16 protein-coding genes are annotated in these 20,456 nt (G+C 75.0%); 6 read left to right on the plus strand and 10 right to left on the minus strand.

Annotated elements, in window-relative coordinates:
- Positions 1 to 22: 22 nt before the first annotated feature.
- The 6 genes from Q0795_RS07275 to Q0795_RS07300 all read right to left on the minus strand — a co-directional run bounded on the left by Q0795_RS07275 (position 23) and on the right by Q0795_RS07300 (position 8,107).
- Positions 23 to 697, minus strand: a complete 675-nt coding sequence (locus Q0795_RS07275; RefSeq protein WP_298888361.1) for a 1-acyl-sn-glycerol-3-phosphate acyltransferase — start codon at positions 695 to 697, stop codon at positions 23 to 25.
- 13 nt (positions 698 to 710) lie between these two features.
- Positions 711 to 3,305 carry a DNA polymerase III subunit gamma and tau gene (locus tag Q0795_RS07280; protein ID WP_298888363.1) on the minus strand — a complete coding sequence of 865 codons (2,595 nt, stop codon included), beginning with the start codon at positions 3,303 to 3,305 and terminating at the stop codon, positions 711 to 713.
- A 43-nt stretch (positions 3,306 to 3,348) separates the two neighbouring features.
- Entirely contained in the window at positions 3,349 to 4,422 is a 1,074-nt protein-coding gene (locus Q0795_RS07285; RefSeq protein WP_298888365.1) for a hypothetical protein, read from the minus strand.
- Positions 4,419 to 4,751: a PadR family transcriptional regulator gene (locus tag Q0795_RS07290; protein ID WP_298888367.1), complete on the minus strand. Its 333-nt coding sequence runs from the start codon at positions 4,749 to 4,751 to the stop codon at positions 4,419 to 4,421. Before Q0795_RS07290 ends, Q0795_RS07285 begins: the two co-directional genes overlap by 4 nt.
- A 21-nt stretch (positions 4,752 to 4,772) precedes the next feature.
- Positions 4,773 to 7,007 carry a UvrD-helicase domain-containing protein gene (locus Q0795_RS07295; RefSeq protein WP_298888369.1) on the minus strand — a complete coding sequence of 745 codons (2,235 nt, stop codon included), beginning with the start codon at positions 7,005 to 7,007 and terminating at the stop codon, positions 4,773 to 4,775.
- An 83-nt stretch (positions 7,008 to 7,090) separates the two neighbouring features.
- Positions 7,091 to 8,107 carry a helix-turn-helix transcriptional regulator gene (locus Q0795_RS07300; RefSeq protein WP_298888371.1) on the minus strand — a complete coding sequence of 339 codons (1,017 nt, stop codon included), beginning with the start codon at positions 8,105 to 8,107 and terminating at the stop codon, positions 7,091 to 7,093.
- 295 nt (positions 8,108 to 8,402) lie between these two features.
- On the opposite strand from Q0795_RS07300, the gene purD reads away from it, so the two are divergent.
- Genes purD through purL form a run of 3 tightly spaced genes read left to right on the plus strand, consistent with a single transcriptional unit; the run spans position 8,403 to position 14,761 of the window.
- Entirely contained in the window at positions 8,403 to 9,689 is a 1,287-nt protein-coding gene (gene purD / locus Q0795_RS07305) for a phosphoribosylamine--glycine ligase (RefSeq protein WP_298888373.1), read from the plus strand.
- Between the two features lies 1 nt (position 9,690).
- On the plus strand, positions 9,691 to 10,650 hold the full coding sequence (locus tag Q0795_RS07310) for a phosphoribosylaminoimidazolesuccinocarboxamide synthase (RefSeq protein WP_298888375.1): 960 nt from the start codon (positions 9,691 to 9,693) through the stop codon (positions 10,648 to 10,650).
- Positions 10,651 to 10,684: 34 nt separating this feature from the next.
- A complete protein-coding gene (gene purL, locus Q0795_RS07315) occupies positions 10,685 to 14,761 on the plus strand; it encodes a phosphoribosylformylglycinamidine synthase (RefSeq protein WP_298888377.1) in 4,077 nt (1,358 codons plus the stop codon).
- 55 nt (positions 14,762 to 14,816) lie between these two features.
- Here purL and Q0795_RS07320 read toward each other — a convergent pair whose 3' ends face one another.
- Positions 14,817 to 15,248, minus strand: a complete 432-nt coding sequence (locus tag Q0795_RS07320; RefSeq protein ID WP_298888378.1) for a VOC family protein — start codon at positions 15,246 to 15,248, stop codon at positions 14,817 to 14,819.
- A gap of 133 nt (positions 15,249 to 15,381) precedes the next feature.
- Here Q0795_RS07320 and Q0795_RS07325 point away from each other — a divergent pair, with 133 nt between their 5' ends.
- Genes Q0795_RS07325 through Q0795_RS07335 form a run of 3 tightly spaced genes read left to right on the plus strand, consistent with a single transcriptional unit; the run spans position 15,382 to position 17,737 of the window.
- Positions 15,382 to 15,900: a pyridoxamine 5'-phosphate oxidase family protein gene (locus Q0795_RS07325; RefSeq protein WP_298888380.1), complete on the plus strand. Its 519-nt coding sequence runs from the start codon at positions 15,382 to 15,384 to the stop codon at positions 15,898 to 15,900.
- Between the two features lie 41 nt (positions 15,901 to 15,941).
- Positions 15,942 to 16,670, plus strand: a complete 729-nt coding sequence (locus Q0795_RS07330; protein WP_298888382.1) for a YdeI family protein — start codon at positions 15,942 to 15,944, stop codon at positions 16,668 to 16,670.
- Complete coding sequence (locus Q0795_RS07335; RefSeq protein WP_298888384.1) at positions 16,667 to 17,737, plus strand: winged helix DNA-binding domain-containing protein; 1,071 nt, start codon at positions 16,667 to 16,669, stop codon at positions 17,735 to 17,737. The genes Q0795_RS07330 and Q0795_RS07335 overlap by 4 nt, the downstream gene beginning before the upstream one ends.
- Positions 17,738 to 17,820: 83 nt before the next feature.
- Here Q0795_RS07335 and Q0795_RS07340 read toward each other — a convergent pair whose 3' ends face one another.
- The 3 genes from Q0795_RS07340 to Q0795_RS07350 form a co-directional block, all read right to left on the minus strand.
- A complete protein-coding gene (locus tag Q0795_RS07340) occupies positions 17,821 to 18,471 on the minus strand; it encodes a maleylpyruvate isomerase family mycothiol-dependent enzyme (RefSeq protein ID WP_298888386.1) in 651 nt (216 codons plus the stop codon).
- 89 nt (positions 18,472 to 18,560) lie between these two features.
- Positions 18,561 to 19,040, minus strand: coding sequence for an SRPBCC family protein (locus Q0795_RS07345; RefSeq protein ID WP_298888387.1), 480 nt, complete (start codon positions 19,038 to 19,040; stop codon positions 18,561 to 18,563).
- 115 nt (positions 19,041 to 19,155) lie between these two features.
- The gene (locus Q0795_RS07350; protein ID WP_298888389.1) at positions 19,156 to 20,454 is read right to left on the minus strand and encodes an adenylosuccinate synthase; all 1,299 of its coding nucleotides are present in this window, start codon (positions 20,452 to 20,454) and stop codon (positions 19,156 to 19,158) included.
- Positions 20,455 to 20,456 lie beyond the last annotated feature (2 nt).

Raw genomic sequence — 20,456 nt, forward strand, 5'->3', positions numbered from 1 at the left:
TCCAGGCTCGCCCGGTCCGGGGTCAGGCCGGGGTCTCGCCGGAGCGCTGGGCGTACTCCCCCGCCCACTCCTGGCCCGACAGCTCGCAGATGCGCTGCATGACCTCGTCGGTGAGCTCGCGCCGGGCCCGGCCCTGGGGCACCCCGTCGAACCGGTCGGCGACGTGGATCGGCGCGCCGAACTCCACCCGCACCTTCGCCCGGCGCGGGAGGCGGCTCCCGACCGGTTGGATGTCCTGGGTGCCCTGCAGCCCGACGGGCACGACCGGGCAGCCGGCCTCCAGGGCCAGCCAGGCGACGCCGGTCCGGCCGCGGTAGAGGCGGCCGTCGCGCGACCGGGTGCCCTCGGGGTAGATGCCGAACGCGCCGCCCCGACGCAGGTGGGCCAGGGCGAGGTCGAGGGACTTCTGCGCCGCCCGGGTGTCCTCACGGTCCACGGGGATCGACCCCACACCGGTGAACCACTCGCGGCTGATCCAGCCCTTGACCCCGGTGCCGGTGAAGTACTCGGACTTGGCGAGGAAGGCCACCTGGCGGGGCGCCGTGAGCGGGATGACCACGCTGTCGATGAACGAGCGGTGGTTGCTCGCCAGGATGACCGGTCCGTCCATCGGCACGTGGTCCCGCCCCAGCACCTCGGGCCGCCAGATCGCCGTGGCCAACGGGGTCACCACGGGATGGAGCAGCTCGTAGATCATGCCTGGGCCGTCCTCACGCCACGGGGTCGTCGTTGATGGCGATGACAGTACCGCCCAGCACGCTCTCGATGACCGGCTGCCCGACCGTGCCCGAGGTCGCGAGGTCCTCGTCGTCGTCGCTCGGGACGGCGTCCGCCGCGTGCTCGGGCGCAGCCGCAGGCGGGTCGGCGGCGGCGGGCGGCCCGTCCGGGGTCGGGTCCGCGCCGGTCGCCCAGGCGGGCGCACCCTGCCCGGCGGTCCGTTGCGACCAGTCCGGCTGGTCCGGAGCCGGCGCACCCGACCGCCCACCGGCACCGAGCTGCTCGGCCAGGCCCGGCTCGCCGGGGTCGCGCCGCGGCTGGCCGGGCCCGGGGTCGGCGCCGCCCCGCCCGCGCACCCGCACCGGGGCGGCGGCGGGCCCAGCTGCGCCCGCGGCACCGCCGGCGGCGCTCGCTCCACGCGTCCGGAGGCGACCCCGCATGGGTGCATCGGGTATGCCGTCGGGCACCGCGGGCGGGCCGGCCGACGGCATACCCGGAGTGTCCGTCCGGCGCGGCGCCGGGGTTGCGCCGGGCGCGTCGAGGTCCTCCGGCGGAGCCCAGTCGTCGGGCTCGGGAGGCTCCTCCGGGGCCCGCTCGGGTGGCTCCTGCGCGGCTCGCCCGGACGGCTGCTCCGGGGCTCGCTCGGGCTCGTCGTCCGACGGCTCGGGTGCCCCCGGGCCGCTCGGGCCGGAGGCCGGGCCACCCGGCCGCGCCGCGGGCTGGCGGGGACGGTCGCCGGACCGGTGGTGAGGTCCCGCGGCCTCCGGGGCCCGGGCGGGCTGGGATGAGGGCGAGGTCCCCGAGCCTGCGCGCCCGCCACCGCCACCGTCCTCGGGCGGGCGGCCGCCGACCACGGTCGCCTCGATCCGGGTGTCGAGGGCGAGCGCGTCCAGCACCCCCTGCCGCAGCGCCTCCTCGTTGGAGGTGCCCATGAAGTGGCGGATCCACCGCTCGTCCGGCATACCGACGAGCAGCCGGCGGCCGTCGAAGTCCACGACCTGGATCGACTCCAGTGCCCCTGCGGTGCGGCGGCTGATCGACCGCACGGCCGCGATGATCTCCGGCCAGTGCCGACGCAGCGCTGCCGTGTCCAGGTGACCGGGTGCCTGCGCACCTCGATCTTGCCGCCGACCGTCGCCCTGCTGACCGTCGGCCTGCTGACCGCCGCCCTGCTCCTTCGCCGGTCCCGGGCCCGCGCCGCGCGGCTGCTCCCCGCCCACCGGTGCCGCCGCCGGGGCGGTTCCCGTCGGTGCCGGCTCCCCGTCCGTCGCCCGGGCCTGTGCCCGCTGCCGGGCCGAGGGTTGCGTGGCGGCGCCCCGCCCGGGGGCCGCCGCCCCCGGACCACCGCCGGCGGGACCCGTGGCACCCTCCTGGGCCGGGGACGCACCGCCACGCCGTCCGGCAGCCACCCCGTCGCTCGGGTGGTCGCCCGCGCCGAGCCGGCGCTCGATGCGGTCCAGCCGGGCCCCGTGACCCTCCTCGCCCTGGGCGGCGGGCAGCAGCAGACGGGCCGCGAGCAGCTCCAGCACCAGCCGGTAGGAGACCGCACCTGTCATCTCCGACAGTCCCCGGCTCACCAGGTCACCCGCCCGTGACAGCCCGGCCGCGCCGTAGGCCTGCGCCTGACGCCGCATCCGCTCCACCTGGTCCTCCGGCAGCCCGGGGAGCAGCCCGCCGGCCAGCTCGCCCACGGCGGCGAGGACGATGAGGTCGCGGTAGCGCTCGAGCAGGTCCTCGACGAAGCGCCGTGGGTCGTGCCCGGACTCCATGACCCGGTCGACCTGGGCGAAGACCGTGGCCGCGTCGCCAGCCGCGACCGCCTCGACGACCGCGTCGAGCAGCTCGACGTCGGTGAAGCCCAGCAGCGCCGCGGTGCGCTCGTAGGTGAGGCCGTCCTCACCCGCGCCGGAGATCAGCTGGTCGAGCACCGACAGCGAGTCGCGCACGGAGCCGCCCCCGGCCCGGGTCACGAACGACAGCACACCCGGCTCGAGGTGCACCCCCTCCGTCCGGCACAGCTGCTCGAGGTATGCCGTGAGCCGCTGCGGCGGGACGAGGTGGAACGGGTAGTGGTGGGTGCGGGATCGGATGGTCGCCAGGACCTTCTCCGGCTCGGTGGTCGCGAAGATGAACTTCACGTGCGGCGGGGGCTCCTCGACGACCTTGAGCAGGGAGTTGAAGCCCTCCCGGCTCACCATGTGGGCCTCGTCGATGATGTAGATCTTGTAGCGCGCCGTCGCGGGCCCGAAGGCCGCGCGCTCGCGCAGCTCGCGGGTGTCGTCCACCCGCCCGTGGCTGGCCGCGTCGATCTCGATGACGTCGACCGACCCGGCGCCGTCACGGGCCAGCGCCACGCACGACTCGCAGGTGCCGCAGGGCTCGGGCGTGGGCCCCTGCTCGCAGTTGAGGCAGCGGGCGAGGATGCGCGCGCTCGTGGTCTTGCCGCAGCCGCGCGGGCCCGAGAAGAGATAGGCGTGGCTCACCCGCTCCGAGCGCAGCGCCTGCATGAGCGGCTCGGTGACGTGCTCCTGACCGATGACGTCCGCGAAGGTCTCCGGTCGGTAGCGGCGGTACAGGGCGATGCTCACAGGACCGACCCTAACGCCCTGGGCCGACAGCGCCCCCCGCCGATCACGCCGCCTGTGGACGGCCCCTCTCGCGCCGGGCGCGGCGCCACGCCGTCGCGACGGACCAGCACACCGCGACCGTGAGCAGCACCCAGAACCAGGAGACGGGGTCCCCGCCGCCACCGCTGACCAGACGGTCGACCGTGAGGAGCACGACCACCGGCACGAGGGCCGTCCAACCCCAGGCGGCCCGGCGGGCCCGCGCCACCCGGTCCCGGCTGAACCGCGAGGCGTAGGACGCGGGCGTCCCGAATTCCTCCCGCAGCCCGGCACCGGACCGGGCCGCGTGGGCCCTGGCCTCGCGCACGATCTCGGTCACCCTCGCCTCGCTCAGGTCCAGCCGCAGCCGGAGGGTGCCGGCCAGCTCCCGGCTCCAGACCTCGTCGTCCGGGGCGGCGGTGTCCCGCCGACCGGCCTGCGGCAGGACTCGCTCGAGCAGGCCGGCGAGCAGCGCGTACCCCACCGCGAGGAGGGCGAGCGCAAACGTGCTGGTGGTCGCCAGGACGGCATCCCGGGTCCCCAGCAGCAGCCACGCCAGCCCGGCCACGACGGCCGCCGCCACTCCGAGCCCTGCGGCCGCCGCGACGCCGGCCCGGCGGCGCGTCAGCACCGACTCCCAGGTGGCGAGCGCCGCCACCACGCCGGTGCCCGCCAGCAGCGGCAGGAGGAGCAGGCCCCAGGTCAGCTCCACCGTCAACCCGTCGCGCAGGAGCCACACGAGCATCATCAGCAGGCTGACGAGGCAGGCCGCCACCGAGCCGACGACCGGGACGTCCCGCCACCTCGCGTCCGGGGTGGAGTCCACCGTCGCGAGCCCCCGCTCGGCACGGTCCGCGACCCGCTCCGCGGCCCACTCGCGCGCCGGGCCGTACAGCTCTGCCGGCCCTTCGCCGGTCTCCCGGACCAGGGGGAGCGCGTCCCGCAGCTCGTCCACGATGGGCTGCGGCGACACCTCCTCGCGCGCCAGGGTGAGCACCACCTGCTCGGCCCAGGCCTGGTCCTCGCCCCGCCCGCGAGCCTCGCGGTAGGCGCGCAGCACGGGGGTCAGCGGCCCCTCGGGCCGTCGCGTCCTGCTCATGGTCCCTCCTCCATCCGTAGCGCCTCGCCCAGATCGGCCCAGCTCGCCAGCCCCTCGGCCAGGTGGGCGCGGCCCTCGGCCGTGAGGCGGTAGTCCTTGCGCGCCGGGCCGCTCCCGGCGTCGACCCAGCCCGCCGCGACGTGGCCGGCCTCCTCCAACCGCGCCAGCACCGGGTAGAGCGAGCCTCCGCGGAGTCTCCCGAAGCCCCGGTCCTGCAGCTCCTGGGCCAGGGCATACCCGTGGCGGGGGCCAGGGACCAGCGAACCCAGGACCGCCAGGTCGAGGGCGGCGCGCACCCACGCCGCGGGCCACCGGGCTGTCTCTGGCATGTACCTAAGTATGCACCATACCTAGAAGCCGCTGGACGACCCCGAGGGCTCGGGACGCAGCACCGTCATGCGGTGCGCGGCCCGCGTGAGCACGACGTAGAGGGCCCGCACCCCTCCCGGGGCCTCCCGGACGACGGCGTCGGGGTCCACCACGACGGTGGCGTCGTACTCCAGGCCCTTGGTCGACAGCGGGTCGACGAGGACCACCTGCTCGCCGGTGACGACCTCGGCGAGCCGATCGTGCCAGGACCAGGGTGCGATGACCGCGATCGCGCCGGACACCTGCGCCCGTAGGTCCGCCACCTCCTCGGCCACCCGAGCGGCCGTCTCCTCCTCCCGCACCGCGACGTCCCGCGGCTCGTGACCGGTCTCGCGCACCGCCTGCGGGATGTCGGCGTCCGGGACGTGCTCGGTGATGAGCCGCGCGGCCAGGTCGAAGATCTCCCGGGCGTTGCGGTAGTTGGTGTCCATGTGGAAGGCCCGGCGCGGCGCGCTTCCGAAGGCCTCCTCGCGGGCCTGTCCGGCCTCGGCGAGGTCACCCCACGAGGCCTGGGCGAGGTCGCCCACGACGGTCCAGGAGGCCCACCGACCTCGCCGGCCGAGCATCCGCCACTGCATCGGCGAGAGGTCCTGGGCCTCGTCGACCAGGACGTGGGCGTACTCCTCCGACTCACCGACCCGACCGGCGAGCAGCCGCTCGCGCGGGTCGGCGGAGACCCGTTGCCCCCGACCGGGCGCCGCAGCCGCGTCGGTCCCTCCGTCCGCGTGGACCCGCAGGGCGGAGACGCCGTACTGGCTGGCGTCGTCCAGCTCTTCGATCTCGTAGAACCCGCGCTCCTCGCTGGGCAGATCCACCACGGGTCCGAGCCGGGCGGCGAGGTCGTCGATGAGCGCGACGTCGGCCACGGTCCACGTCCCGAGCCGCAGTGCCTCCTGGTAGGACGCCGCGAGACCGGGCGCGGCCCCGGCGTCCAGCCCCCCGAGCCGTCGGACGAGGCTCTCGTCGGCGAGCCAGAGCAGCACCTCGCGGGGGTCGAGCGGGCGCCACCAGTGCCGCATGAACGCCTCGACGTCACCGGAGTCGCGGAAGCGGTCGAGGAAGTCGTCGCGCTCCCCGTGCTCGACCTGGGCCCAGGCCAGCTGCGCCAGCGCCTCCACCGCCGCGTCGTAGCCGGCGTTGCGGTGGTGGTGGCGCAGCACCTGGGCGCGCGCCCGGTCGAGGTCCGGGGCGTCCAGCCGGATGGCGTGCCCGGCGACGAAGGTGCGCAGTTGCACGGGCGCCTCCGGGATCGGCTCGCGGACCAGCCGGGCGAGCAGCCGACGGACGCGCAGGCTGCCCTTGGTGGCGGCGACCGCGGGCGGGTCCAGCCGGGTGGCGGTGATGCCGCCGAGGACGTCCCCGAGCGAGCGCAGCACGACCGAGTCCTCCCCCAGCGAGGGCAGGACCCGCTCGATGTATGCGGTGTAGGCGGCGGACGGGCCGACGACGAGCACCCCGCCGCCCTCGAACCTGCGGCGGTCGGAGTAGAGCAGGTAGGCCGCACGGTGCAGCGCGACCACGGTCTTGCCGGTGCCCGGGCCCCCGGTGATCTCGGTGACGCCCCGGGCGGGCGCCCGGATGGCCTCGTCCTGGTGGTGCTGGATGGTGGCGACGATGTCGCGCATCCGGGCGCCGCGGCTGCGGGTCAGCGCGGCCAGCAGGGCCCCGTCGCCGACCACGACGACGTCCTCCGGCGGCTCGGCCACCATGAGGTCGTCCTCGACGCCCACGACCTGCACGCCTCGGCAGCGCAGCACCCGTCGGCGCAGGACGCCCTGCGGGTCGACCGGGGTGGCGCGGTAGAACGGCGCGGCGGCCGGCGCCCGCCAGTCCACGACGAGCGGCTCGTAGTCGTCGTCGCGCACCCCGAGCCGACCGACGTAGCGCACCTCCCGGGTGGCGCCCTGCTCGTCGGGCACCTCGTGCTCCAGGTCGAGCCGGCCGAAGACGAGCCCCTCGTGCTGGTGCTCCAACGAGGCCCGCCGCCGGTTGGCGGAATAGACGAGCGCGTCCCGCTCGAACAGCCCGGCCATCTCCTCCTCCCGGGGGTCGCCGGTGCCCCGCCGGTCGGTCTGCCCCCGGGCCATGCCCTCCGCGTGCACCAGCTCCACGCGTGCGGCAGCCTTGCCGAGCTCGGCGTAGACCTTGTCCACGTGCGCCTGCTCCGCGGCGATCTCGGCCGCGACCGCCTGGTCGGTCGTCGCCAGCTCGGTCATCCGCCCACCTTCCGTGCGATCTCCGGGGGCGCACCGCCGCCACGGCGGCCCCCGCAAAGTCGGCAGTCTATCGGTCCGCGACGTCAGACCCAGCCGCGGCGGACCGCCTGGGCACCGGCGTGGAAACGGGTGGCGGCCCCGAGGTGCTCCATGACGTAGCGGACCCGCCGCTCGACGGTGCGCACCGAGATGTCGCACCGCCGGGCGATCACCTGGTCCGAGGCCCCGCTGACGAGGAGGGTGAGGATGGTCTGGTCGCGCTCGTCCAGCGGTGCCGCCGACCCTCCCACCTCCTTGCGCCGGGCGGCGTCGCGCACGGGGCCGTAGGGGGCCGCCAGCAGCCAGGTCCGCTCGATGAGGCTGGCGACGGCGGCCACCGGGGCCTCCATCCGGGCCTCGAAGGACCCGACGCCCTCGGGGTCGAACCGGCTGATGTCCACGAGCGTGGCGTCGTCGTCGCAGACGACCGCGGTCACCGGCACCCCGTTGCCGGTCCGGACGAGGGCGCCGTCGCGCACGGCCTGCTCCATGACCGCCACCGTGGCGGGCAGCTCCAGCAGCCCGGTGTCGAGGATGAGCCGCCGGTCGACCCCCGGCCGCACGGCGAGCAGCCCGGGGTCGTCGGCCGCGAGCTCGAGGAGCTTGCGGCTCGCCACCGAGCCGTCGATGGCCCACCACAGGCGCTCGGTCGTCGCCAGGTGCATCGCGGTGATCCGGCCCACGATGTCGTCGACGCCACCGAGGAAGTCCATGCCGGGGACGACCCGCTGCACCCCGCCGTCGGCCGCCCGTCGCCACGCCCGCTCCAGCTCCCCGGCCGTGGCCCGGGCCAGCCGCAGCCGGTGCTCGGTCTCGGCGGCGTACCGGGCCACCGCCTCGCGCGGAGGCACCACGTCCCAGGTCCCGGGCACGCCGCCCGGCCGCAGGAAGCCGCGCGCCTCCAGCTCGGCCATGGCCACGTCGATCTCCTCGTCCGTCAGGCCCGCGTCCCGCAGAGCGGGTCGCGAGGGGCTGCCGAGGCGCACCGCCCGGCGGAACACGCCGGAGACGAAGTCCTCGTAGGCCGAACCGTGCAGGCGTGCGGGTGGCTGGGCGTCCATCCCCCCATGATGTCGGATGTCCGCCAACGGCAGCATTCCGACGTGCCCTGGCGTGACATCGCCTCTGTCGTGTGCCACTGTGGAGAGGTCGGTTACGACCGGCGCAGGGATTGTGTGTGTCGCGTGGGCAGCCCCCCATCAGCCCGCGTCGACCCTGCCCTGCCGATGGCCCTCCTGGGAGATATCCCCCCTGCCTCCCAGGAGGGTCATCCTCGTCCGTGGAGCGTCTCCGCACCGTCCCGGTCGGTCCACCCGTGGCTCCTCGCGGTGCGCCGGGCCGATAGGCTGCTGGCCCGTGGTGGTCCTCGTCCTCGGCTCGGGCGCGCGTGAGCACGCCCTGGTCCGCTCCCTGGCCCGCGATCCCTCGGTCGACGAGGTGCTCGCTCTCCCTGGCAACCCCGGGATCGCCGCGCTGGCGCGGTGCCTGCCGGGCGACCCGGCGGACCCCGCGACGGTGGTCGCCGCCACCCGTGCGGCGGAGGTGGACCTCGTCGTCGTCGGGCCGGAGGCACCGCTGGTGGCCGGGGTCGCCGATGCCGTGCGCGCTGCCGGTGTCGACTGCTTCGGGCCCAGCGCCCGGGCCGCCCTGCTGGAGGCCAGCAAGGCGTTCGCCAAGGAGGTCATGGCTGCTGCGGGGGTCCCGACCGCGGCCGCGCACGTGTGCACCGACGTCGCCCAGGTCGAGCAGGCCCTGGAGGCCACCGGTGCGCCCTACGTCGTCAAGGAGGACGGTCTCGCCGCCGGCAAGGGGGTCGTGGTCACCGAGGACCGGGACGCGGCCCTCGACCACGCGGCCGCCTGCCTCTCCCGCGAGGGCGGCCGGGTCGTGGTGGAGGACCACCTCGACGGCCCCGAGGTCTCGCTCTTCTGCCTGAGCGACGGCGCCGAGGTCGTGGCGCTGGAGCCGGCGCAGGACTTCAAGCGGGTCGGCCAGGGCGACACCGGCCCGAACACCGGCGGCATGGGCGCCTACTCACCGCTCACCTGGGTCCCGGAGGACCTGGTTCCCGACGTCCTGCGCACCATCGCCCGGCCGACCGTCGCGGAGATGGCCCGGCGCGGTATGCCGTTCGTCGGGGTGCTCTACGTCGGCCTGGCGCTGACGAGCTCGGGTCCGCGGGTGGTCGAGTTCAACGCCCGTTTCGGCGACCCCGAGACCCAGGTGGTCCTGGCCCGTCTGCGCACCCCGTTGGCCGGAGTCCTGCGGGCGGCCGCGCGCGGCGAGCTGGCCGCGCTGGCGCCGCTGGAGTGGGACCCGCGCACCGGAGTCAACGTCGTCCTCGCAGCAGAGCACTACCCGGGCACGCCCGCCACGGGCGACCCGGTCAGCGGGACCGAGCAGGCCGAGCAGGTGGAGGGGGTGCACGTCCTGCACGCCGGCACGGCCACCGACGACCACGGCGCCCTCGTCTCCTCCGGGGGCCGGGTGCTCAGCGTGGTCGCCGTCGCCGATGACCTGCCGCGGGCGCGCGAGCAGGCCTACGCCGCGGTGGGCCGGATCGGCCTGCGCGGCGGCCATTCACGCCCGGACATCGCGCTCGCGGCCGCCCAGGGCCGCGTGCGGATCCCGCAGGAGGACTGAGATGACCCTGAGCATCCCCGGGCACGAGCTGCTCTACTCCGGCAAGGTCCGCGGGCTCTACGCCCCGACCGACCCGGTGACCGGGCAGCGGGACGACACCCGCCTGCTGCTGGTCGCCTCCGACCGCATCAGCGCCTACGACCACGTCCTCACGACGCCGGTCCCGGACAAGGGCGCGATCCTCACCCAGATGTCGTTGTGGTGGTTCGACCAGCTCGCCGACCTCGTTCCCCACCACGTCCTCTCCACCGACGTGCCGGACGAGGTCGCCGGGCGCGCCGTCTACGTGCGCCGGCTCACGATGCTGCCGGTGGAGTGCGTGGCCCGGGCCTACCTCACCGGCGGCGGCCTGGCCGAGTACGCCGCGACGGGCACCGTCTCCGGGGTGCGGCTGCCACAGGGGCTGGTCGACGGCTCCCGTCTGCCCGAGCCGGTCTTCACCCCGAGCACCAAGGCGCCGCAGGGGGAGCACGACGAGCCGATCAGCCTCGAGCAGGTCGCGGATCTGGTCGGTCCCGGGCTGGCTGACCGCCTGCGCGACCTCACCGTGGCGATCCTGGCGCGCGGGGACCAGGTCGCCGCCGCACGCGGCATCCTCATCGCCGACACCAAGGTCGAGTTCGGCGTCGACCCCGCCCACCTGCCGCCCCCCGGCGCGGACGGCCGCACCGACTGGCGGGCGGTGGACCCCGACCTCCTCGAGATCCGCCTGGCCGACGAGGTCCTCACCCCCGACTCCTCGCGCTTCTGGCGCGCCGCGGACTGGGAGCCGGGCCGTCCCCAGACGTCCTACGACAAGCAGGTGCTGCGCGACTGGCTCACCTCGCCCGCGAGCGGCTGGGACCGCGCGTCCGACACCCCTCCGCCCGCCCTGCCGACGGACGTGGTCCAGCTCACCCGGTCCCGCTACGTCGAGGCCTACGAGGCCCTCACCGGCCAGACCTTCCGCCCCCGGGCCTGACCCGCCGCCCCCACCCGCCAGGAGCCGCACCGACATGGCCGCCCCCGACCTCGTCCTCACCACCGTGCCGGGCGGGTCCGCCCTGTCCCCCTTCCGCGCGGAGGGCCTGCTCCGCCGGCTGCGACGGGCCGCCCCCCACGTCACCGTCGCGGCGCTGACCGCCCGTCACGTCCACGTGGTCGCGACCGACGAGGAGCCGGCACCCGCCGAGCGGGAGGCGCTGCGCGCCATCCTCGACCACGGCGAGCCCTGGACCGACGACGAGGGCGAGCGCGACGGGGCGGGTGGGACACGGCATACCTCGCTCGTCGTCGTCTCCCCCCGGCTCGGCACGATCTCGCCGTGGTCCAGCAAGGCGACCGACATCCTGCACAACTGCGGCCTCGACGTGCGCCGCGTCGAGCGGGTGACCGAGTTCCACCTCGTGCTGGACGGCGGGCCGCTGGACGAGCCCACCTGGACCGCCTGCGCGAAGGTGCTGCACGACCGGATGACGGAGTCGGCGCTGCCCAGCCGCGAGGCCACCGCGCTGCTCTTCGCCGAGCGCGAGGCCGCGCCGATGGAGCGGGTGGACGTGCTCGGCCGCGGCCGCGAGGCGTTGGCGGAGGCGGACACCGCCTTCGGGCTGGCGCTCTCGCCGGACGAGATCGACTACCTCGTCGAGTCGTTCACCGCGCTGCGCCGCAACCCGACCGACGTCGAGCTGACGATGTTCGCCCAGGCCAACTCCGAGCACTGCCGGCACAAGATCTTCAACGCCGACTTCGTCATCGACGGCCAGGCCCAGGAGCACAGCCTCTTCGGGATGATCCGGCACACCGAGGCCGTCGCCGGGGAGGGCACCGTCGTCGCCTACAAGGACAACGCCTCGGTCATGCAGGGCGGTCGGGTCTCCCTGTTCCGCCCCGAGGGCGACGGCTCCGGCGACCTGGAGCGGTATGCCGTGCACGAGGACACCGTCCACGTCCTCATGAAGGTCGAGACGCACAACCACCCCACCGCCATCTCCCCCTTCCCCGGGGCCGCGACCGGCGCCGGGGGCGAGATCCGCGACGAGGGCGCGACCGGCCGCGGCAGCGCCCCCAAGGCCGGGCTGACCGGCTTCGCGGTCTCCCACCTGCACCTGCCCGGCACGCACGAGCCCTGGGAGACCCTCGACCCCGGCCCCGGGTCCCCCGACCACCTCGCGACCCCGCTGGACATCATGCTGGACGGGCCGCTCGGGGCCGCCGCCTTCAACAACGAGTTCGGCCGGCCCGGGCTCGGGGGCTTCTTCCGGGTCTACGAGCAGACCGTCGACGGGGTGCGTCGCGGCTTCCACAAGCCGGTCATGAGCGCCGGCGGGCTGGGGACGATCAGTGCGGGGCAGACCGAGAAGGTGCGCTTCCCCGCCGGGACGCTCCTGGTGCAGCTCGGTGGCCCGGGCATGCGGATCGGGATGGGAGGCGGGGCGGCCAGCTCGATGGCGGCCGGCACCAATGCCGCCGAGCTCGACTTCGACTCCGTGCAGCGGGGCAACCCCGAGATGCAGCGGCGGGCGCAGGAGGTCATCAACCACTGCTGGTCGCGTGGCGCGGACAACCCGGTGCTGGCGATCCACGACGTCGGAGCGGGCGGGCTCTCCAACGCCTTCCCCGAGCTGGTGGACGACGCCGGGCTCGGCGCCCGCTTCGACCTGTCGCGGGTGCCGCTGGCCGAGTCCGGTCTCTCGCCCAAGGAGGTCTGGTCCAACGAGAGCCAGGAGCGCTACGTCCTGGCGATCGCGCCGGCGTCGCTGGAGGACTTCGCGGCCCTCTGCGAGCGCGAGCGGTGCCCCTTCGCGGTCGTCGGCACCGCGCAGGAGGAGACCGAGCTGGTGGTCACCGACGGACGGGCGCAGCGGGACCCGGCGGTGACCTCGCCGCAGGACCCGCAGGCCGGTCGGGGCGCGACCAGGGTCGTCGACGACGCCCCCGTCGACATGCCCCTGGGGGTGCTGCTGGGCAAGCCTCCGCGGATGACCCGGGACGTCCACCGCGTGGCGCGCCGGAGCGACGAGCTCGACCTGGAGGGGCTGGACGCCGGTGGCGTGCGGGAGGCGGCCTACGCCGTCCTGCGGCACCCCAGCGTCGCGTCCAAGCGCTTCCTCATCACCATCGGCGACCGCACCGTCGGCGGGCTCAGCCACCGGGACCAGATGGTCGGGCCGTGGCAGGTGCCGGTCGCCGACGTCGCGGTCACGCTGTCGGACCACCTCGGGCTCGCCGGCCAGGCCATGGCCAGCGGGGAGCGGATGCCGCTCGCCGCCGTGGACGCGCCCGCGTCCGGCCGCATGGCCGTCGGCGAGGCGCTGACGAACCTGCTCGCCGCGCCCGTCACGCCCCTGCAGGACGGCTCACCTCTGTCCGGGGTCAAGCTGTCCTGCAACTGGATGGCCGCCTGCGGCGAGCCCGGGGAGGACGCCGCGCTGCACGACACCGTCCGGGCCGTCGCGCTGGAGCTGTGCCCCGCCCTGGACGTCTCCGTGCCCGTGGGCAAGGACTCGCTGTCGATGCGCACCCGGTGGGCCGACGAGCACGGGACGCAGCAGCAGGTCACCTCCCCGGTCTCGCTCGTCGTCTCGGCCTTCGCCTCGCTGCCCGACGTCCGCGGCACCCTGACGCCGCAGCTGCACGCGGGGTCCGAGCTGCTCCTCGTCGACCTCGGAGCCGGGGCGGACCGCCTCGGGGGCTCCATCCTGGCCCAGGTGCGGGGCGGGTTCGGCGGCGCCGTCCCGGACCTCGACGACCCGGCGCGCCTCACCGCCCTCGCCGCCGCGCTGTCCGAGCTGCGGGCGCGGGGGCTCGTCACGGCCTACCACGACCGCTCCGACGGGGGGCTGTGGGCGGCGCTCGTCGAGATGGCGCTCGCCGGCGGGGTGGGGCTCGACGTCGCCGTCCCGTCGGGGGGCGGGCCGGCCGCGCTGTTCACCGAGGAGCTGGGCGTCGTGCTGGAGGTGCCCGCCGGGCGCGTCGAGCAGGCGGAGGGCGTGCTGCGCGACCACGGCCTGCTGGACCTCACCAGCGTGCTCGGCCGCTCGACGCCGGAGCGCCGCGTGCGGGTGCACGGGGCGGAGGAAACCTCGGGCACGCCACGCGGGACGGGCACCGCGGGCGCGCCCGGGCACGTCCTGCTCGACGAGCCAGTCACCGACCTCGCGCAGGCCTGGGACGAGGTGTCCTGGCGGATCGCGTCGCTGCGGGACCACCCGGGCTGCGCCGACGAGGAGCACGCCGCCGTGGGCCGCGACGAGCCCGGCCTGCAGGTGTCACCGAGCTTCGACCCGACCGACGACGTCGCCGCGCCCTACGTCTCGCGCGGCGTCCGGCCCCGCGTGGCGATCCTGCGCGAGCAGGGCGTCAACAGCCACGTCGAGACCGCCTACGCCTTCCACCGCGCCGGCTTCGACGCGCTGGACGTGCACATGACCGACCTGCAGGCGGGGCGGGTCGACCTGTCCGACCCCGCGCTGGTCGGGTTGGTCGCGGCCGGCGGCTTCTCCTACGGCGACACGCTGGGGGCCGGCGAGGGCTGGGCCCGCTCGGTACTGTTCAGCCCGGGTCTCACCGAGGCCTTCTCGGGCTTCTTCGCCCGCCCGGACACCTTCGCGCTGGGCCTGTGCAACGGGTGCCAGATGTTCGCCGCGCTGGCCGGGCTGATCCCCGGCGCGTCCGCCTGGCCGCGCTTCGTGCGCAACCGCAGCGAGCAGTACGAGGCGCGCCTGGCGCAGGTCGAGGTCCTGGACAGCCCGTCGCTCTTCTTCGCCGGGATGGCCGGGTCACGCCTGCCGATCGCCGTGGCGCACGGCGAGGGCCGCGCCGACTTCTCCCGGCAGGGGGACGAGAGCACCGTGGCGGCGGCCCTGTGCTACGTCGACGGCCGGGGAGAGGTGGCGACGGCATACCCGCAGAACCCGAACGGCTCCCCCGGCGGGCTCACCGCCGTCACCACGCCGGACGGTCGGTTCACCGCGATGATGCCGCACCCCGAGCGGGTCACGCGGAACGCCCAGCTCTCGTGGACGTCCGGGCCGCTGGAGCAGGAGAGCCCATGGCTGAGGATGTTCCGCAACGCCCGGGTGTGGGTGGGCTGAGCCCGTCGCGGGCGCCCTACCCAGGGCGCTGGGCGCACGGGTCCGCGGTGCTCGCTCAGGTATGCCGCGACCAGGCGTCCAACGCGGCCTGCACCTCGTCGTCAGTCATGGCGACCGGGGTCCCGACGATCCATTGGTGGCCGAACGGGTCGCGGAACCGGCCCTGGCGGGCACCGTAGGGCTGGTCCGCCACCGGGAAGACCTTCACGGCCCCGTGGTCCAGGGCCAGTCCCATCACCGCGTCCGGATCCTCGGTGAGGACGTCCAGGACGACACCACCGCCGCCCTCGGGCGGCGCCGGGTCGGTGTCGTCGGCCTCCTTGACCTGCAGCTGGCCACCGCGCGGCAGGTCGAGCGCGGCGAGGACGACGGCGCCGCCCATGGCATACCTCGAGCGCGGTCGGGCGCCCAGGACGGCGCGGTAGAACTCGATCGCGTCGTCGGCGCTCCGCACCACGAGCTTGGGCGTGACCAGCGGGCCGCTCATGCCCCCAGGCTGGCAGCGCCGGCCCAGATCGGCAACCCCCTGACCGGGCGGTTAACCGGGCGCGCGACCTCCCCTCCCCACCGACGCCGGCGGGACGGTGCGGTGTGTCGGCCCCCGGGTCTACGGTGCGGGTATGCCGCCGACGAGCATCCCGCGCACCGACCGTCCGACCCTGCCGGAGGGCTACGGCCTGCCGGAGAGCACCGAGGGGACGCTGGCCTGGGCGACGGTCGAGCAGCGCCTGCGTGAGGCAGGGCACTACTGGCTGTCCAGCGTCCGTCCGGACGGTCGTCCGCACGCGGTGCCACGCTGGGGCGTGTGGCTGGACGGACGGTTCTGGTACGACGGCGCCCCGACCACACGGCACACCCGCAACGTCGAGGCCAACCCCGCCGTCACGCTGACGCTGGAGAGCGGCACCGAGGTGGTGATCGTCGAGGGGGCCTCCTACGCCACCCGCGCGGACGCCGACGGGCTGGGGTCGCGGCTGTCCGAGGCCTTCGGGAAGTATGCCGGGGCGGGCTACTCCCCCGGTGCGGACTCCTGGTCCGGCGAGGACGGCGGCGGGCTCCGGGTCATCGAGCCGCGCCGGGTGCTGGCGTGGTTCGACTTCCCGACCGACTGCACCCGGTTCACCTTCGGGGGCGACTGAGCATGGCGGCGAGGCCGGGCGGCACTCCGGAGCGTCCGGCGGTGTTCTTCGACGGGCCCGAGGACTTCCGCGCCTGGCTCGAGGAGCACCACGACAGCGCGGAGGAGCTGTGGATGGGGCTGCACAAGCGGCACGTCGACCCGCAGGGCCTGACCTGGGCGCAGGCGGTGCCGGAGGCGCTGTGCTTCGGGTGGATCGACTCGGTGAGCCAGCGGATCGACGCCGACAGCCGCCGCCAGCGGTGGACCCCGCGTCGGCGGGGCAGCATCTGGAGCGCGGTCAACGTGGCGCACGTCGAGCGCCTGCTGGAGCAGGGCCGGATGCGGCCGGCCGGGATCGCCGCCTTCGAGGCACGGACCGCGGAGCGCACGGCCGTCTACTCCTTCGAGCGGCCCCCGGACGCCTTCGACGCCGCGCAGGAGGCGGCGCTACAAGCCGACCCCGCAGCGTGGGCGTTCTGGGAGGCCGCGACCCCGAGCTACCGCAGGACGGTGACCGGCTGGGTGACCAGCGCGAAGCGCGAGGCCACCCGGGCGAGCCGGATGCAGCAGCTCGTGGAGGACTGCGCAGCGGGGCGCCTCGTGCCGCCGCAGCGTTACGGCGCCACGCCCGGGTGGCTGACGCGGGCCGCCGCCGCGGCCGAGCGGGCGGCGGACGGACAGGCGACGGACGGACAGGCGACGGACGGACAGGCGGCGGACGGACAGGCGACGGACGGACAGGCGCCAAACCGACCGATGTCGGACGGCCAGGACGGGCAGCGACCGTGAGCCCACGTCGCTGGACACCGGACGACGTCGCCCGGATGCGACTGCTCTCGCAGCGCCTGGTCGAGCCGCTCGCCACCCCTGGCGAGGTGGTTCGTCACCTCACCTGCGTGCAGGGCCAGGACTACCCCGGGTCCACGACCTCGATCGCGTTGCGGACCCGGTCCCGGCGCCTCGCCGAGGTCCGCGAGGCCTACGACGCCGCGGAGGTCGTGCGCAGCTGGCCCATGCGCGGCACGCTCTTCGTCGTGCCGGCGGAGGACCTCGGGTGGATGCTCGGCCTCACCGCGACCAAGATCCTGCGAGAGACGACCCGACGGCGCGAGGAGCTCGGCCTGGACGACTCCGCGCTGGACCGGGCCGAGGCCGTCGCCCGCACCGCGCTGGCGGGGGGAGGGCTGACCCGCGCAGCGCTGGTGGAGGCCTGGGAAGAGGCCGGGCACCCCGCCGGCGCCGGTCGCGGCTACCACTCGCTCTTCCACCTCGCCTTGCGCGGGGTGATCTGCCTGGGACCGACCGAGGGGCGTGCTCAGCGGTTCGTCCTCGTCGAGGAGTGGATCACCTCCTCCCGCGCCCCCGAGCCCGAGGCGGCCGTCCTCGAGTGGTTCGTCCGCTACGCCCGCAGCCACGGCCCCGTGCCGGCGGCCGACTTCCGCTGGTGGACCAAGCTGCTCAAGCGCGACCTCGCGCCGGTCCTGGGCCCCGCGCGCGAGGAGCTGGAGGTCCTCGACGTCGACGGGGTCGAGCACTGGGTCGACCCCGAGGTCGTGCAACGGTATGCCGACGTGCGCCGCTCCACCGCCGCCCCGCTGCTGCTGCCGGGCTTCGACGAGCTGATGCTGGGCTACGGCGACCGCCGGGCGGTCGTCACCCGGGAGGAGGAGGCGGCGGTCGTCCCGGGGGGCAACGGGGTGTTCCGGGCCACGGTCGTGCAGGCCGGGCGGGCCGTCGGCACCTGGCGTCGGCCGACGCGGGCCGGCGCCCCCGTCGTGGTGGAGCCCTTCGGGACAGCTCTGCCGGGCCCGGTGGAACGCGCGCTGCCCCGCCTCACCCGCGCGCTGCCGGCCTGAACCGCACCGGACGCGGTAGGTCCGCACCAGACGCGCGGTGGACATGCGCACCCGAGCGCCGACCGGTGGGCAGCGGCCGTCGACTACGTCCCGATACGGTCGGCCAGGATCGCGACGCCCGGGCCGGTGAGGTCCTCGAGGAATGCTGCTCGACCAGCCAGCACCAAGGTGAGCGCAACGGTGGGGCCGACGACATCGGGGCCCGTCCCGACATCCAGACCACTGTCGTCCGCCCGGAGCCGCAACCCCTCGCAGGTGGTGCGGCTGGGCACGGTGAAGTCGCGGGACGCGAAGAAGCGCGCCACCTTCTCCGCGCGCTCTGGTGGCGTCGTGACAGGCAGTCCGAGCGGACGGCGGATGTCCTGGCCGTGCACCACGACCTCCCCCAGCCACGCCGACGTGTGGCCGGAGGCGGCGATGGTGCTCGTGACGACCTCCCGGAAACCGGCCAGCGTCCCCTGCCCGGTGTCCCCGAGGTGCTCGGCGAGACGGCGCTGGTTGTGCAGGTCGAAGTCGAACCGGGCGCCCAGCACACTGAGCAGCCAGCGCACCCGGCCCACGCTGGCCGCGGCGGTCAGGTGGGCGACCACCTCGCGCACGCTCCAGCGGCCGCACAGGCTCGGCGCTGCCCACTGCTCGTCGTCGAGCGTGCTCAGTTGGTCGGCCAACGCCGCACGCTCCGCGTGCACCGCCGCCCACATGTCCCTCGTCGTCGTCCGGTCCGGCACGGGCACACCTCGTTCTCGTCCATGGTCAGGTCGGTGATGGGACCGCGCAGACGCCATGGCCTCATCGGAGGCGCGACCGCGGGTCCGCTGCGGCCCTACGGCGCGTCCGGCGCGTCCTGCGCGTCCTGCTCCTCGCGCAGCACGAGGCGCAGCCGTTCCAGGTCGCGCCGCATGGCCCGCTTCATCCCGAGGGTCACCGCGCCCGAGGCGAGCGTGGTCATCGCCGAGGGTCGGCCGGCGTTGCGCACGCTCATCCCGGTGCGCGGGCGTCCCCCCTCGCCCGGTTCCTCGTCCCACCAGCAGTAGGTCGTCTCCATCGGGAACGGCCCGTCGTCGGTGCGCATGACCATCCGCTCCTGGGGCACCAGGTCGACGATGACGTAGGTGTAGGCCAGCTGCCGCCCGAGGAAGCGGGCGACGAAGTCGACGCGGGCCCCCTCGACCACCTCGGCCGGCCCCTGCCAGCGGACCGACCTGATGTTGGCGTACCACCGCAACGCCTGGTCCGGGTCACCGGCGATCGCGGCTACCAGCGGCCGTGGCGCGTCGAAGGTGGTGGCCACGGTGACGTCCATGGAGGTCAGCGTAACCCTCGCCGCTGCGCGCCCTCCCGGGTCGGACCAGGGGGCCGGAGGACCCGCCCGGGGGTTGGAGGACCCGCCCCGGGGGACGGGTCGTGCGACCGGCGGGTCAGCCGAGGTCGCGGCCCAGCAGGTCGTGCCGCACGATGACCTCGTCCCGCCCGGGCCCGATGCCGATGACCGAGATCCGGGTGCCGATGAGCTCCTCCAGACGCTCGACGTAGCGCTGTGCGGCCTCGGGGAGGTCGTCGAACTCCCGGGCGCCGGTGATGTCCTCGCTCCAGCCGGGAAGCTCCTCGTAGACCGGGCGCGCGTGGTGGACGTCGGACTGGTTCACCGGCATCTCCTCGACGCGCTCACCCTGCACGTCGTAGGCGACGCAGACGGGGATGGTGTCGAGGCCGGTGAGGACGTCGAGCTTGGTCAGCACGATGTCGGTCAGCCCGTTGACGCGGCGGGCGTAGCGCCCGATGACGACGTCCGCCCAGCCGCACCGGCGTGGCCGACCCGTCGTCGTCCCGAACTCCGCCCCCACCGTGCGCAGGTGGTCCCCGTGCTCGTCCTCGAGCTCGGTGGGGAACGGCCCCTCGCCGACCCGCGTCGTGTAGGCCTTGAACACCCCGACCACGCGGTCGATCCTGGTGGGGGGCACACCCGACCCGGTGCAGGCGCCACCGGCGGTGGCGTTGGACGACGTGACGAAGGGGTAGGTGCCGTGGTCCACGTCGAGCAGGGTGGCCTGCCCCGCCTCGAAGAGGACGGTGCGGCCCTCGTCGAGCGCCTGCCCGAGCTCGAGGACGGTGTCGGTCACCATGGGGCGGATGCGCTCGGCGTGCCGGAGCAGCTCGTCCAGGACCTCGTCGACCTCGACGGCGCGCCGGTTGTAGATCTTGAGCAGCATCTGGTTCTTGACCTCGAGGGCCGCCTCGACCTTCTGCCGCAGGATGGACTCGTCGTAGAGGTCCTGCACGCGGATGCCGACCCGGCTCATCTTGTCGGCGTAGGTGGGGCCGATGCCGCGACCGGTGGTGCCGATGCGCCGCTGGCCCAGGAAGCGCTCGGTCACCTTGTCGAGCACCCGGTTGTAGGGCGGGATGACGTGAGCGCTCGCGCTGATGCGCAGCAGCGAGGTGTCGATGCCCCGCACCTCCAGCGCGTCCAGCTCCTCGATGAGCACGCCCAGGTCCACGACGACGCCGTTGCCGATGACCGGGGTGCAGCCTGGCGACAGGATCCCGCTCGGCAGCAGGTGCAGGGCGTACTTCTGGTCCCCGATGACCACCGTGTGGCCGGCGTTGTTGCCCCCGTTGAACTTCACGACGTAGTCGATGTCGGAGCCCAGCAGGTCGGTCGCCTTGCCCTTTCCCTCGTCACCCCACTGGGTGCCGATCAGGACGATCGCTGGCATGG

Origin of the sequence: uncultured Serinicoccus sp., assembly GCF_947487915.1 — a bacterium.
GTDB lineage: Bacteria > Actinomycetota > Actinomycetes > Actinomycetales > Dermatophilaceae > Ornithinicoccus.